Below are 14,679 nucleotides of genomic sequence, written 5' to 3'. Positions count from 1 at the left end.
AGGCAAAAAATGAACTTTCTCTGATTTTTTAGTCTTTTTTTGCTATAATAAGTCCCATGACTAAAAAAATTATTGCTATTGATTTGGATGGAACACTTTTAAGAAGTGATCACACCATCTCTGATTATACTGTTAACACTTTGCAAAAAGTTCAAGAGAAGGGACATCAGGTCATTATCTCTACAGGCCGCCCTTATCGCACTGCTTTTCCATATTATCAGCAGTTGGGGCTTCATACACCAATGATTAATTTCAACGGTTCTCTCACGCACATTCCTGAAAGCAAGTGGGCTTACGAGCACAGTGTAACGATTGACCGTCGTTACCTTTTAGAGCTTTTGGGAAAAGCTGAGCAGATTCAAGCAGACTTCATCGCCAGTGAGTACCGTAAGAATTTTTATATCACAACTGATTTTCCAGAGACCATTGAACCGCAACTGTTTGGAGTGTCTAAAATTACAGACAAGATGAAATTAGTGACCGAGAAAATCACTAAAAATCCTAATGCCATCTTATTCCAAACTAGAGTTGAAGATAAATATGCACTAGCTAGTGAGCTGCGCCAGCATTTTTCAGAAGAAATGGAAGTGGACTCTTGGGGGGGACCTCTCAATATCTTGGAATGCTCTCCTAAAGGCGTTAACAAAGCTTATGCCCTCAAGTATCTTTTGAATGCTTTAAACATTGATAAGAGCAAGCTCATTGCTTTTGGTGATGAGCATAACGATACTGAGATGCTTGCTTTTGCTAGCACAGGTTATGCTATGCAAAACGCTAATCCATTGCTCCTTGATTTTGCTGATGAGCAGATTTCTTGGACCAACAATGAGGATGGGGTTGCTAGAAAACTAGAGGAACTCTTTTTATCATAAGTGAATAGGACAGAAGTCATGATTTTAAAGTCTCAACTTCTTTTCACTATCTTATTTCCAAACTAAGGTTGAAACTGTCTAGTGGACTATCTAGGTGAACACTTATAACTAAAGAAGCGTCCCAATCAACCACTGCATCAAAGTAAGCCTACGTTAAAATTTAAGAGGCAGGGATACTTTTCTCCACCCTCTTTTTGATATAATTAAGAGAACTATAACACAACAATTATAGTGGATTGAATAAAGGTTAGGACATCATTAAGTAGCTTTGGCCTATTATTCAATCCACTATAAAACTAGATTAGGAGGAAATTGTGCCTGATAATTTAGCATTACGGATGCGACCACGAAATATTTCAGAAGTCATTGGGCAACAGCATTTGGTCGGGGAAGGTAAAATTATTCGTCGCATGGTTGACGCTAATATGTTGTCTTCGATGATTCTATACGGCCCTCCCGGTATCGGTAAGACATCCATTGCTTCTGCAATCGCAGGAACAACTAAATGGGCTTTTCGAACGTTTAATGCAACGGTTGATAGCAAAAAACGTCTCCAAGAAATCGCTGAGGAAGCTAAATTCTCTGGCGGTCTCGTTCTTCTGCTCGATGAGATTCACAGACTAGATAAAACCAAGCAAGATTTTCTATTACCGCTGTTAGAAAATGGCAATATCATTATGATTGGGGCAACGACAGAAAATCCCTTTTTCTCCGTCACTCCTGCCATTCGCTCGCGAGTACAAATTTTTGAGCTTGAACCATTGTCTAACGATGACATTAAGGTAGCAATCCAGTGTGCTATTTCAGACAAGGAAAGAGGCTTTGCCTTTGACATTAACCTTGACGAAGATGCTCTAGATTTTATCGCTACAGCTACCAACGGGGACCTTCGTTCTGCTTATAATTCACTTGATTTAGCGGTGATGTCCACTCAAGAAAATGAAGATGGTAGTCGCCATATTAGCTTAGACACTGTTGAAAATAGTTTACAACGAAGCTATATTACCATGGATAAAAACGGAGATGGGCATTATGACGTCTTATCTGCCCTGCAAAAATCCATCCGTGGGTCGGATGTCAATGCTGCGCTACACTATGCAGCTCGGCTCATTGAAGCTGGAGATTTACCAAGCCTAGCCAGGCGGCTAACTGTTATTGCCTACGAAGATATCGGCCTTGCCAACCCTGAAGCACAAATGCATACCGTAACCGCTTTAGAAGCAGCTCAAAAAATCGGATTCCCTGAAGCTCGCATCCTCATCGCCAATGTAGTCATTGATTTAGCCCTGTCACCTAAGTCCAACTCAGCCTATGCTGCCATGGATGCTGCCTTATCTGATTTGAGAAAATCAGGTAGCCTCCCAATTCCAAGACATCTCCGAGATGGGCACTATTCTGGCAGTAAAGAATTGGGAAATGCTGTGGATTATCTCTACCCACATGCCTATCCTGAAAAATGGGTGAAACAACAGTATCTGCCAGATAAACTATTGGGAGCTAACTATTTCCAAGCCAACGATACTGGAAAATACGAACGTGCTTTAGGAGTTAATAAAGACAGAATTGATAAATTGTCACGATAAATGAAGAGGTTGAGACAAAAATATCTCAACCTTCTCTTTTTGATAGCAATAACAGATTGGCGCAGTGGTTGATTGGAGGTCTATAACTGGACCCTTCTTTCATTTTCAAGTGTCCACCTAAAATAGTCCACTGGACTATTTTAGTACTACGCAATCGTTAGCGGCCATCCTAATCAACTGTGCGGAGGTGGGACGACAAAATCGAAATCGTCTTTTTTGACGATTTAACGATTTTTGTCCCACTCTCTTTTTATTATGAATTTGGGTCATCTAGTGAGCGACCGTGAAGGCCTTTCTCACGTTGGAGCTGACGTAATTTTTCAGGTGTCACATCATTCCCTTCTTCGTCAACAACTTTAATGCCTGCAATGTGGTGACGGACAGCACGACGATACCCTTCAATATATTCTTCACGAAGTTTCGCCTGCTCCACTTTTTCATCAGCGGTTAAACCAACTGATTTTTTCTTGCGAGCTAGCTCATTGATTCGGTCAATTTTGGCTTGTTCCATGCTTACTCCTTTCTTTTATACCTACGATAGTATCCATTTTCCTTCATTATCTGGTAAATAAGCTTCTTGCGGATTCAATGGGTTATAACATTTTCGAACCCTTTTAAGGTCTGGTAACTTAGATTTCATTTCGTATTCAGTAGGGATTGGACTTAGTTTATAGACTTTTCCTATACGATAGATAATAACGTCATAAACTTCATAGTACTTACCATACTGAATAAGAATAAATATTAACACGAGAATTTTTAAAGGGTAAAATCCTCGAAAAATAGCCGATTGTTTCGTGTGTACCATTTTTCTTGAATTTTTGCGCCTCACCGCTGGTCTAGCTTGTCCTTTCTCTCGCTTACAGGTTTTACGCACCCAACGAAAGATTAAAAAGAGGGCAAGAATAAGAGCAAAAATCTCTAAAGGGATAAGAATATAAGAAACTAGAAAATTTCTTAAATCATAGAAAACTTCTATCTTATGCCTTACTTGGTATTCAATCGGTTAAAGGCTGCAACAGAACTTGCTTTGGCAACAAGGCTATCCAAGAGGGCAAGGCGGTTATTTTTCAACGCTTCATCGTCTACCATAACCATTGTGTTATCAAAAAAAGCATCAATAACAGGGCTTAGGGCGAAGAGCTTATTCAATTTCTCAAAGGAGCTACCTGTCAATGTCAAGTTAACACTCGCCTCTGCCAAAGCTTTTTCAGAATCATTTTCAAATAGTTCTGCTGTCACACTTACACCTGCGCTAGCTTTTTCCGCCAAATTAAAGACACGAGAGAGGGACTCAACTGCTGCTTTGTAACCATCCGTTTGACTAGCTGCCACAAGGGCTTCTGCCGCTGCCAACATTTCGGGAACAACGAAAGTAGAACCAGCTAGTACCGCTTCCTTAATATCTTTTGGCGTTTTGCCCATCATCTTGTCCACACGCGCCTTGATAAAGTTGATAACCTCAGCTTTATTGTCATAGGTCAAGCTATCAAACGATAGGGCGTAAAGGCTGTCAACCAGCTCATCCATTGGAATAGTCCAACCAAAGGCATCCAAGATACGGACAATCCCTTGAGTCGCACGGCGAAGGGCATACGGGTCATTAGAACCACTCGGAATGAGCCCTACTGAGAAGAATGACAAGAGGGTGTCTAGCTTGTCAGCCAAGGAAAGCACCGCACCAACTTTTGTCCTAGGAAGCTCACCCTCGGCTGAATTTGGCAAGTAGTGCTCACGAATCGCTGCCGCAACAGCCTTGTCCTCACCTGCAAGAAGGGCGTATTTCTCACCCATAATCCCTTGAAGTTCGTCAAATTCACCAACCATACTTGTCAAGAGGTCAAACTTGTAGATTTGGCTCGCACGGTCAACCGCAGCTGTTTCTTCTGCTGACAGACCAGCTTGTTTGGCAAGTGACGCGGCAATGACTTGGGCACGGTTCATGTGCTCTGCAAGCGAACCAATTTTTTCATGGAAGGTCACGTTTGCCAATTTTGCCACAAGGTCAGCAATGTTGAGTTTTTGGTCCTCACGCCAGAAGAATTCCCCATCTTCCAAACGTGCCACAAGCACTTTTTCATTTCCTTTAACCACATTTTTAATGTGCTCAGCGTTACCATTACGCACCGAAATGAAGTTTGGCATGAGTTTTCCAGCCTGATCACGCACAACAAAATAACGTTGGTGGTTCTTCATTGAAGTGACCAAAACTTCCTCTGGAACATCGAGGTATTTGGCATCGAAGCTACCCATGAAGGCAGTTGGGTACTCGACAAGGTTCAAGACCTCATTCAACAAGTCTTCGTCAATCTCCACCTGAACATTTTGTTCCGTTTCAATCGCCTTAATTTGCCCTACAATCATGTCTTCGCGCTCTTTAGCATCTGCGATGACAAATTGACTGCGCAAATCAGCTTCGTAAGAATCTGCTGAGGCAATCTCAGTTTCTTGCCCCAAGAAACGGTGTCCACGGCTGACGCGTCCAGAATGGATATCCAAGAAGTCAAGCTCGAGTGCCTCATCATCCAAGAGAACTGTCAAGGTGTGGACAGGACGAATGTATTCAAAACTATTCTTAGCCCAGTGCATGCTGACTGGGAACGTCAAACTAGCAAGCACCTTAGGCACCCCTGCAAGAACTTCCTTGGCAGGTTTTCCTGCTTCATTTTTGGTCACATAGACATACTCTTCACCTTTGATTTCCTCAAAGCGGATATCTGCTGTTGTCAAACCTTTTCCGCGGACAAACCCTTCTGCTGCCTTGGTGAAATTCCCATTGCTATCCACGGCGATTTTCTTGGCAGGACCTTTGAAATCCTCTGTCAAATCTGTCTGCGCATCTGCTAAACCAAGTACACGCACTGCCAAGCGGCGTGGCGTTGAAAAGGTTTCAATGGCATCAAAACTCAAACGATTTTCCTTTAAAAAATCTGCCATTTTTTCACCTAATTGTTTTTCACTTGGGGTTACAACGTAGGCTGGAAGTTCTTCCAAGCCTAACTCAATAAGTAGATTTTTTGTCATAATTATTTCCTTTTTCTTTTTCTATTCGATTAGTTCTTCAATATCTATAAACCGAGGAGTAAACGAGGTTGCTGTAGGAAATCTTTCTATTTCACGTTTCGAAAAATACTTCTTTAGCTTCTCATTAACTTTATTCTTAGTAGACCGAGGAAGCAAAATAGTTATTTTCAAAACTTTTTCATTTTTTTCAGGAATAATGCTAATTTGCTCATCGTCATTTAATTCAAGAACAGCACCTAGACCTTTACCATACTGTTCCCAATTCTCAAAAGTAAGATCCGGGAAAGAATATTTAAATTTTAAACTTCTCCCTATGATTACTTTATCATGATTATCACTTGAATTTACAGGCATTTTACTCTCCCTCTTCTAACAACTTAACGCGTGTTTCTTCGTCCAAAAGTGGGAAGCCGAGTTTTTTGCGTTCTGCGACAAAGGTCTTAGCAACGACACGAGCAAGGTTACGAATCCGTGCAATGTAGCCTGCACGTTCCGTTACAGAAACAGCTCCACGCGCATCAAGCAGGTTGAAGGTATGGGAACATTTCAAGACATAGTCGTAGGCTGGGTGAACCAAGCCTTCTTCTAAAGCGCGCGCCGCTTCTTTTTCAAATTTCTCAAAGTTTTCAAGAAGCATGTCTTGGTTTGAAATCTCAAAGCTGTATTTTGAGTGCTCAAACTCTGGTTGCAAGAAGATTTCACCGTACTTAACCCCTGGTGCCCACTCAATGTCATAAACCGAATCCACTTCCTGAATGTATGACGCCAAACGTTCCAATCCGTAAGTGACTTCAGCCGTTACAGGGCTTGTTGCCAAACCACCGACTTGTTGGAAGTAAGTGAACTGAGTGATTTCCATCCCATCAAGCCATACTTCCCAACCAAGACCAGCTGAACCAGTTGATGGGTTTTCCCAGTTATCTTCAACGAAGCGAATATCGTGTTCTAACGGGTTGATTCCTAATTTTTCCAATGACTCAAGGTAAAGCTCTTGAATGTTTGATGGTGATGGTTTCATGACCACTTGGAATTGGTGGTGTTGGTACAAACGGTTTGGGTTCTCACCATAACGTCCATCCGCTGGACGACGACTTGGCTCCACATAAGCCGCATTCCAAGGCTCAGGACCAATGGCACGAAGGAACGTATAAGGTGACATCGTTCCTGCACCTTTTTCATTATCGTAAGCCTGCATCAACATACAGCCTTGGTCATTCCAGTATTGTTGTAGTGTGAGAATAATCTCTTGGAAAGTTAATTTTTTAGACATCATTTGCTCTCTTTCTTGGTAAGTGTATCTTGCGATGTTTCAGTTTCAAAACGATATTTTTTGAAACTGAAACAAGTGCATAGCCTAGGCAAATCGTTATAACGATTGCCGTTAGTTGCTTAAACCTTTAGATTTATTAGCAACTTTGGCTAGGTGGAAAGTAAGTTTTTTATTCATTGAATTCCTCCAATTATTTGAATTATTTTATGACTAGCTTTAGGATATGAAAAAGAACCACGCTCCCCACTCCCATGCCATCTGACATAGGGGCGTTGAAAACGCGGTTCCACCCTAATTTATTACTTCATTTATTTTGTTGTTAACTTGACACGTCAAGCGAAAGCGCCAATTACTCCTTGCCTCTACTCGGCTTCCACCACCCCGAACTCGCTAAAGAAACAATCAGAATAACCTTCTTTCTTAGGCATTATTATAGCAGAAAATAAAGCGGTTGTCTAATATTAACAGACTTCGAATCATTCCTGTAGTTGCTAATTTCAATGAGTGATTTCAGGATAGAAAAGTCAATTTTTTGAAAATACAATCAAATAACCCATATTATGCGCGATACAACTGTCCTTACACCCACAATTTCAATTACCTTTATATCTGAAAACGCCAAAACTTTGTGGCGATAATGTTGAAAAACGGATGTTCTTCTATAAGTTGATAAACTAAAACGTTAATATCATGTGGTGATTTTTATTTTTATAGTCTTCCAATCGCTTAATAGGACTGGGAGAAAGAACAATGGGAATGATTCGACTTTTAGAACTAAAGCTTGTCAACTAAATTCTTTTTATTGATGCGTACATTAACAAATAGATAAAATCCTGATAGTAACGCAAACAATATCACAATAATTGCAACGGGCATCAACTCAGGAGCATCGTAACTAGCTAACGCCATTAATGGAATAGCCAAAAGCGCATAAGGGATTAGCATTATTTAACCAGCTGCGACAGCTACTTGATTTTTATCAGGAAAATCAACAAACCAAGTAAATGGTAAAAATAAACGAATCCACTTTTTCTTTTCTGTTAATGATATTAGAGAGGTGGCAAATAAACTTAATATTCTATATCCTACCCAAGCTAAAAGATTATACCAAAGTAAAAAATACAACGCCAATAGAAAACCGATAATTACTTCAACAAGTCCTCGACTTTCGCCCGCTCTTCTTTTCGGAGCAAAGGCATTAGCTAGCAATACTCCGACACCTACCATAGGGATATGCTGTACATAGGTATCAAGTAAAGGTACATCATAGCCAATTTTGATATATTGCAATCCTTCTTGAATATATACATTATTTTCACTATCAATATAGGTCCCTTCTTTATATGGACTAAGTGTACCTACTGGTTGTTTAATATACTCATCTGCTGTTTTTCTAAAAGTCACTCCATCACCTACTATTCTTTCACAAACTTCGCCTGTTTCAATCTTGAATCATCCGTATCCAATGTTAACACATTCCCTTCAATGGTATAATCCACTGTTGAGCCATCATTTTCAGCTGTTAATGTTTTCCTATCTTGATCAACTGTTAACTTTTGACTATCTTTATCGTTACAATCATCTGACAAAGTCTCAAAAGTTAACGAACCTGTTTCACCATCAATCTCAGTAGTAACTTCCCAAGTTGCTTCACCTTCATCATATCTTCCATTAACGTGCGGAGCATCTACTTGATAGACATAGGTACCATTATCATTTTTAGCTCCGCAGGCTGTAAGAATACATACCCCAATCACACTCAAAATGACATATCTCAAGCATTTTGTTATCTTCACTTCATTCTCCTTAATGTACAATAGTATAATTTACCAGCATCGGAAGAACATAATACTCCTCCGCCCTATAATCTTTTAACTAACCTATTTTCCCCAAACCTACTCTCTGTCTAATATTTTTCTAAAAACTACTTTTTTCTCAACTTTTTTGTAAAATCTGTTGAAATTTGTAACATTTCCTTTATAATATATACTGTATTATTTTGTAATTTTTAGTAAGGAAGTTCTATGAAATCAAAAAGCGAATATTTTTATCTTTTTCTCAGCGTTATTGTCCTATCAGCATTGGCTGCTTTATACCTAGTATTTGGCCGAAATTTTGGGGCTTATCAAGCAAGCACCCAAACAGCTAATAGTCGTGAAATTTCAACGACTGAGGAAGAATTATCACCCGAAGAGAAACAATTAATGGAGTTAGAGAACGCTCTCTCCGATTTAGAAAATACACCAAGCAACGAAAAATTAGTGGCACTTCAAGATCAAGTTGCAAATATAGCAGATCAAACTAAGAAAGACGAGCTTCAAAAGCGGCTTGATACGGCAAGTACCGAATTGGCTAACCAAACAGCAGCTGAAACGGCTGTCGTAAATGCTGAAGGATATCGCATCCTTTATAATGTCGAAGTTGCACAGGCTGCTATTAATCTGTTAACGTCTGCGGAAAAAAAAGCGGAGCTCCAACAACGACTTGATGTTGTATCTACAGCCATTCAATCTACCTATAGTGAACAAACAACACTTGCAGTCTCTCAACAATAACCAAAAATAACCTTCAGACTTGTAATAAGATAGTCTATTACAAGTCTGAAGGTTTTTATTATCGTTTAGTTTGAAAATAATACCCCCTTTATCCCCATTACAATTTATACTCATTCAGAATCAAAATTAGCAGTTTAGTTAAAAATAAAAGTTTACGAACATATAAACTAAAAGACGTTTCTTTCACCATAGTGATATTCTTATCGGTGGAACGGATGGAATTTGATTATCTAGGGAAGGACTGTCAAATCCTATCACTGAGAAACAGGAGAGTTACCTTAGAAATGAGAGAGTTCAGAGTTTACGCTTGTTAAGAACAGCTTTTAGGAGCACTACCGAAATTGAAAATCAATGTCGTAGTAATTCCACCAAAAGGGGATGATTAGGTTGGACAATATCAAGGAGTCAACATGTAGAGCCAAGCATCTACTGCGATAAACAGGCTCAAATCTAGCAACGAGATCACCGTAGGAGATTTTGAGGCAGACTTTGTCAACTTTATTTCCCACTTCGAAAAAGACCCCTTTTGATTGTCCGCACTCTTAAGAACGGAACAAAAAGTAATTTTTGATTTTTGTTAAGTATTACCCGTGGTGCTAGTTGATTTTCAACGACAATAAAAAAACCAAAAGAACTATACTGTAAGTGACAAAACAAACAGGAGGTAGTCCTAATGAGCCACTTACAGTATACCGCTAAATCCCATCATTTCCAATGGAATATCAAACAATTATCCCAAATCAGTTCCCAATTTTATCGTAATTACTGCCCCGATTCGTTGAAACATCGTCGCAATATCGGTTTAGCGAAAGTTTCAGATGAGTCTCTTCTTGTTTTATTACTACTTCAAGCTGAGTTAGGCATTACCTCTCAACGCCATTTTTTATCTAGTGAATTTGTCAATTTTTCTTTGGTGCCAACTTACTAGAAAGAAGCCGATTTAACAGACGAACAAAACAATTGATTTGGTTGGTTCAACTCATTCGACAAGCCTTGAGTGGGGCAATCTCGCCAGATACTATTGTGATTATGGACAGTTTTCCATTGCCGCTTTGCCAGCCTATTCGCAATCATAGAGACAAGATTTTCAATGATTTCGCTGATATTGGGTATAATGTCGCTAAAAACCTTTGGTTCTATGGTTTTAAAGTCCATATGTTGGTCACTTTATCGGGGGTTATTCTCAACTATGTTGTGACACCAGACTCTGTTCACGACATTAAAGTCGTTGATGAACTCCTAGAAGACGGTAGGCAATCTGTAGTTCTTGCCGATTTAGGCTATCTCAGTCAAGAGCTAAAAGATAGCTTAGAACAGAAAGGCTATCACATATGGACACCTTTACGTCAAAACATAGTCGGTGCAGAACAGCATAATCACTGGCAGTTACTTGTCATGAGAAGAACGATCGAAACTCGCTTTTCTGAACTTTGTGCGCTATTTAATATTGAACACACGTTAACGAGAAGCATTAGGGGACTACAATTGAGAATCGAACAAATCATACTGGCTTATCATTTGAGATATTTTATTAACTAGCACCACGGGTTAAGTATTACTTCTATCACCTTATGGTTGTTTCACAATGTATTATTACTGGTATTTTTTGTAATTTTATGGGCCATAAAGATACTTTCAGACTGAGCTTAAAAATGAGAAAGCGAGTAAACTTAGACCTGTCAAGATGAAATAAAACTCCCAAGAAGGCTCTCAAACTTTTTTAGGAAAATCATTTTGACTTTTGACAAGTATAGAATCGCTATATCCATAGTAAAAAAGCATAAGGTCACTCTTCAACATGTGATATACTCCCCTTATAGTGGACAGTGAAAAAACAAAAATTCACTAGAAACTAAAAGGGGAGTTTTCGTATGTCAAAAAGAATTCCAAAATCAGTAGAAGAAAAACTAGAGATTGTTAACTTGTATCTAGAAAAAGGGAAATCCATTTCAAGCTTAATAAGGGAATATGGCGTTAGTGATACCACCATTAGGACTTGGGTTCGTAAATACCAACAGCTAGGTATAGCAGGACTAAGAGAAAGTAATACTTGGACGAGGAAGTCAATACACTTCACGGGAATACTGGATAGTAACGCCCCAATATCAGATGCCACACTCTAGGTAACGAATTGGTAAATGCATTGACAATGCGCCAATTGAGAGTTTCTTTGGTCACTTTAAGACGGAGTGTTATGATTTGAAGGCTTACAAGACATTTGAGGAATTAGTTTATGATATTGATGACTATATCTATTTTTACAATAACGAACGATTTCAAGAGAAGCACAACGGCCTTGCCCCTCTTGAATTGAGGGACAAGGCCGTTGCTTAATTTTTTATTATTTCATTGTCCACTTGACGGGGAACAGTTCAATGACGTTATACTTTTTGTGTATAAAATATTTATAATCATTAAGCAATTTCATATCCCATCAGAAGACCACCTTCTTCAGCATAGAATGAACAAAGTCCGGATGTTGGAACATCTTGAATGTCTGCGCCTGGGAACTTAGCATGAATCGCCTCTCTAATTTGCTGGCAAATTTTATCATTGTTATGATGGGCAATAATCGCTTTTCCACCTTGATAACCCGCTTTTAGCATTTCTTCAACTAAGGCAACAACCGCTCTTTTCTGTCCACGAGGTTTCTGAAGAAGCTCTAATTTCCCTTCGTCGCTAGCTTCACCAACCATACGGATATTGAGTAAGCCAACAACTTTTCCCAATAATTTACTTAATCGTCCATTTTTTACTAAATTATCAACTTTAGCAAGAGCGAATATCAATTTCGTTTTAGCCCGATAGGCTTTCATTCCTAAAACGACATCTTCAAATCCAAGACCTTTTTCAATGAGACTTTTAGCATGAAGGACCAAGAGATCAATTTCACCTCCTGCTGATAAAGTATCCACAATATGGATATTAACATTTGGATACTCTTCAAGAAACATTTCCTTGGCTACTCGAGCACTATTATAGCTCCCTGATAAGCCACCTGTAATTGTAAAAACTAGAATATTTTGTGCTCCCTCAAAAGCTCTTGCATAGGCATCTGGACTTGGACAAGCTGAACTTGCAGGTGCTGATGACGCATACATATTAGCCATCATTTGGTCAATATCAAGCCCGCTATCATCTACATAGACTTCAGATCCTATTTGAATTGTTAAAGGAACAGATACAAATTCTGTTCCGTTAGCAAGATTCTCTAATTCTCTAAAGTTACAGCCAGAATCAGCTACAATCTTCCACATCATCATTTCCCTCCAAGGAATGTATTTCAATTATCAAACTATGCTAATTATAGCACAGTTTCAAAATTTTTACCAGTATTACTTCTTCAAAGCATAGGTTTCAATCGCTCGTGCTACTCCCGCTTCATCACAGCTACTCGTTTCATATTTTGCTATTGATTTAACCGTTTCAGTAGCATTCCCCATAGCAACACTAACTCCCGCAAAAGCTAGCATTTCCAAATCATTATCTGCATCTCCTATCGCCATTACTTCCTCAGGAGAATAACCAAGATCCGCAGATAATTTCGCCAGTGCACTTGCCTTTGTAACTCCTTTAGGCATTGCTTCAAAAATATAGGATTGGCTACGCACCGTACTAAATGTTTTCGATAAAAGTTCTGCTTGCTCAGCCTGAAAAATATCCAAAACAGACTTTTCAGCAAGATACATCGCTTGAAAAATTGGTCTATTGTCAAAAACAGTTCCTAAATTGACAGGTTTTGCTTCCGTAAAAACTAATCCTGCATCGTAAGCAACAAGATCTGGAACAACATTTTCCAAAACCGTGTAATTAATCTGATCTGCAAAAGTTAAATAAACACCTGGGTAATCTGCACTAGCTTTTGCCAAAAGAGCCACATCCTCACGCAGAAGCTCTGAATACGAGTGTAAACTCCAGTCAGAAGTATGGTGAACCGAACAACCATTGTTTAAAATCGCATATTCATCATGACCTGCAAAATCCAATTGTTCAAAATATGGAATGACACCAGACTGCATACGACCTGTGCAAATAACAACCTTTATACCTGCTTCTGCTGCCTTTCGAATCGCAATAATGTTATCTTCAGGAATCTTTTTATTATGGTCAAGAAGAGTACCATCCATATCAATTGCAATAAGTTTAATCATATTCTATCCTTCGAACTTTCCTTTACAAATTCAAGCAACCAGGCCCAACTCCTATTTTAATCACATTTCAAAGTTACTCCCTTTCCATTCTATTATAGCATAGAATAGATAACGGTAAAGGAGAAATATTACCGTTGTCACAAGTAAGCATTAAGTAACCTTTTTATCCCTTTGGAACAATAAGAAACCTTTTTAACAGCTAGTCATCAGGGCTAAATGATATCAAACTATTTCGACCACTTAGCCTTTGGTAAATGCCAATTATGCTTAACCCCATAAACTCTCAAGCTAGTAATCACAACAACTAAAAAGTAATAAGCAAATTCACTGTGAATAATACGATAATGGATTAATACCGCTACTAAAATCGACCATCCTGCATAAATCTCACTACGAAGAACACCCGGTTTACGCCCTGCTAAAACATCACGGACAACACCACCACCTGTTCCCGTTAACACCGCTGCCACAATCACAGCACTCAGTGGTTGACCTAAATTTTCAGCATAAATTGCTCCCTGAATTGAAAAAGCCGCAAGGCCTATAGCATCTGTTAAAAGCCCTGCACGTTCCCAATGACGAGCTACTACATGTGGCATCAAAAAGAGAAGAAGTATGGCTACAAAAGCCACATTAAAACTTATCCCTTGACTCCAAAGTGCCGACATAGGGAGCCCTATCAGAAGATTTCGGATAGTTCCACCACCAAACGCTGTCATAAACCCTAGGACAAAAATCCCTAAGATATCAAACTCTTCCTCCATAGCCACAATAGCACCTGATAAAGCAAAAGCAACCGTTCCAATCAAACTTAAAATATTCCAAAATGTCCCGCCCAATGATATTACCAAAACTGTCTGAAATAAGAGTTTCTGCTCTGTATAAGACCGTTTTATATTCCTTCTAAAAAATAATTGATAACTGATTTGCTAGTGAGTTTACCTATTTAGAGGCCTAAAATATATTGACCATTTCATATACTAAATTATAGTAATGTCCTCTTTAGCTCTCTTAGTTTACCATGATTTTCTAAGAAAGAAAAGGGTTACACCATATCATAAAAATAGGGGAGGAAATTTCTTTAGACACTCCGCATTCAAAGAAATCTCTCCCACTTTTCAACACCTCATTTGTCAAATTAAGTTAGACATTTTCAAGTTAGTCAGAAAAACTTGATATGGTGTTTGATAGTTCAATGATTTCCTAGGAATTCTATTTCTTTTA

14 protein-coding genes and 2 pseudogenes are annotated in these 14,679 nt (G+C 39.0%); 6 read left to right on the top strand and 10 right to left on the bottom strand.

Annotated features, from left to right (window positions below; translation table 11 throughout):
- Positions 1 to 56: 56 nt before the first annotated feature.
- A complete protein-coding gene (locus tag ACFPQ3_RS11245) occupies positions 57 to 872 on the top strand; it encodes a Cof-type HAD-IIB family hydrolase (RefSeq protein ID WP_156805877.1) in 816 nt (271 codons plus the stop codon).
- A gap of 314 nt (positions 873 to 1,186) precedes the next feature.
- Entirely contained in the window at positions 1,187 to 2,455 is a 1,269-nt protein-coding gene (locus ACFPQ3_RS11240) for a replication-associated recombination protein A (protein ID WP_156805876.1), read from the top strand.
- Between the two features lie 253 nt (positions 2,456 to 2,708).
- On the opposite strand, the gene ACFPQ3_RS11235 is transcribed toward ACFPQ3_RS11240, so the two are convergent.
- The 7 genes from ACFPQ3_RS11235 to ACFPQ3_RS11205 all read right to left on the bottom strand — a co-directional run bounded on the left by ACFPQ3_RS11235 (position 2,709) and on the right by ACFPQ3_RS11205 (position 8,545).
- Entirely contained in the window at positions 2,709 to 2,966 is a 258-nt protein-coding gene (locus ACFPQ3_RS11235) for a DUF896 family protein (protein WP_156805875.1), read from the bottom strand.
- A 21-nt stretch (positions 2,967 to 2,987) separates the two neighbouring features.
- The gene (locus tag ACFPQ3_RS11230; RefSeq protein ID WP_156805874.1) at positions 2,988 to 3,263 is read right to left on the bottom strand and encodes a hypothetical protein; all 276 of its coding nucleotides are present in this window, start codon (positions 3,261 to 3,263) and stop codon (positions 2,988 to 2,990) included.
- 179 nt (positions 3,264 to 3,442) lie between these two features.
- The gene (glyS, locus tag ACFPQ3_RS11225) at positions 3,443 to 5,479 is read right to left on the bottom strand and encodes a glycine--tRNA ligase subunit beta (protein WP_156805873.1); all 2,037 of its coding nucleotides are present in this window, start codon (positions 5,477 to 5,479) and stop codon (positions 3,443 to 3,445) included.
- A gap of 21 nt (positions 5,480 to 5,500) precedes the next feature.
- A complete protein-coding gene (locus ACFPQ3_RS11220) occupies positions 5,501 to 5,833 on the bottom strand; it encodes a hypothetical protein (protein ID WP_156805872.1) in 333 nt (110 codons plus the stop codon).
- 1 nt (position 5,834) lies between these two features.
- Complete coding sequence (gene glyQ / locus ACFPQ3_RS11215; protein WP_156805871.1) at positions 5,835 to 6,749, bottom strand: glycine--tRNA ligase subunit alpha; 915 nt, start codon at positions 6,747 to 6,749, stop codon at positions 5,835 to 5,837.
- A gap of 948 nt (positions 6,750 to 7,697) precedes the next feature.
- Positions 7,698 to 8,153 carry a hypothetical protein gene (locus tag ACFPQ3_RS11210; protein ID WP_156805870.1) on the bottom strand — a complete coding sequence of 152 codons (456 nt, stop codon included), beginning with the start codon at positions 8,151 to 8,153 and terminating at the stop codon, positions 7,698 to 7,700.
- 11 nt (positions 8,154 to 8,164) lie between these two features.
- A complete protein-coding gene (locus ACFPQ3_RS11205; RefSeq protein ID WP_232323198.1) occupies positions 8,165 to 8,545 on the bottom strand; it encodes a hypothetical protein in 381 nt (126 codons plus the stop codon).
- A gap of 228 nt (positions 8,546 to 8,773) precedes the next feature.
- On the opposite strand from ACFPQ3_RS11205, the gene ACFPQ3_RS11200 reads away from it, so the two are divergent.
- From ACFPQ3_RS11200 to ACFPQ3_RS11185, 4 genes and pseudogenes are all read left to right on the top strand, one after another.
- Positions 8,774 to 9,304 carry a hypothetical protein gene (locus ACFPQ3_RS11200; protein WP_156805869.1) on the top strand — a complete coding sequence of 177 codons (531 nt, stop codon included), beginning with the start codon at positions 8,774 to 8,776 and terminating at the stop codon, positions 9,302 to 9,304.
- Between the two features lie 673 nt (positions 9,305 to 9,977).
- Positions 9,978 to 10,843 (top strand): annotated as a pseudogene (locus ACFPQ3_RS11195) (IS982 family transposase).
- Between the two features lie 332 nt (positions 10,844 to 11,175).
- Positions 11,176 to 11,427, top strand: a complete 252-nt coding sequence (locus ACFPQ3_RS11190) for a helix-turn-helix domain-containing protein (RefSeq protein WP_156805868.1) — start codon at positions 11,176 to 11,178, stop codon at positions 11,425 to 11,427.
- Positions 11,360 to 11,638: pseudogene (locus tag ACFPQ3_RS11185) on the top strand (transposase); the annotation flags it as partial. The gene ACFPQ3_RS11190 and the pseudogene ACFPQ3_RS11185, both read left to right, overlap by 68 nt.
- Positions 11,639 to 11,718: 80 nt before the next feature.
- Here ACFPQ3_RS11185 and ACFPQ3_RS11180 read toward each other — a convergent pair.
- From ACFPQ3_RS11180 to ACFPQ3_RS11170, 3 genes are all read right to left on the bottom strand, one after another.
- Positions 11,719 to 12,564: a DegV family protein gene (locus tag ACFPQ3_RS11180; protein ID WP_156805867.1), complete on the bottom strand. Its 846-nt coding sequence runs from the start codon at positions 12,562 to 12,564 to the stop codon at positions 11,719 to 11,721.
- Positions 12,565 to 12,639: 75 nt separating this feature from the next.
- Entirely contained in the window at positions 12,640 to 13,455 is an 816-nt protein-coding gene (locus ACFPQ3_RS11175; RefSeq protein ID WP_156805866.1) for a Cof-type HAD-IIB family hydrolase, read from the bottom strand.
- Positions 13,456 to 13,682: 227 nt separating this feature from the next.
- Positions 13,683 to 14,300, bottom strand: a complete 618-nt coding sequence (locus ACFPQ3_RS11170) for a trimeric intracellular cation channel family protein (RefSeq protein ID WP_238385940.1) — start codon at positions 14,298 to 14,300, stop codon at positions 13,683 to 13,685.
- Positions 14,301 to 14,679: the final 379 nt, after the last annotated feature.

It is taken from the genome of Streptococcus caledonicus (genome assembly GCF_042656225.1).
GTDB lineage: Bacteria > Bacillota > Bacilli > Lactobacillales > Streptococcaceae > Streptococcus > Streptococcus caledonicus.
Note: the sequence above shows the minus strand (reverse complement) of the source record. Positions and strands in the feature narration are given on the sequence as shown.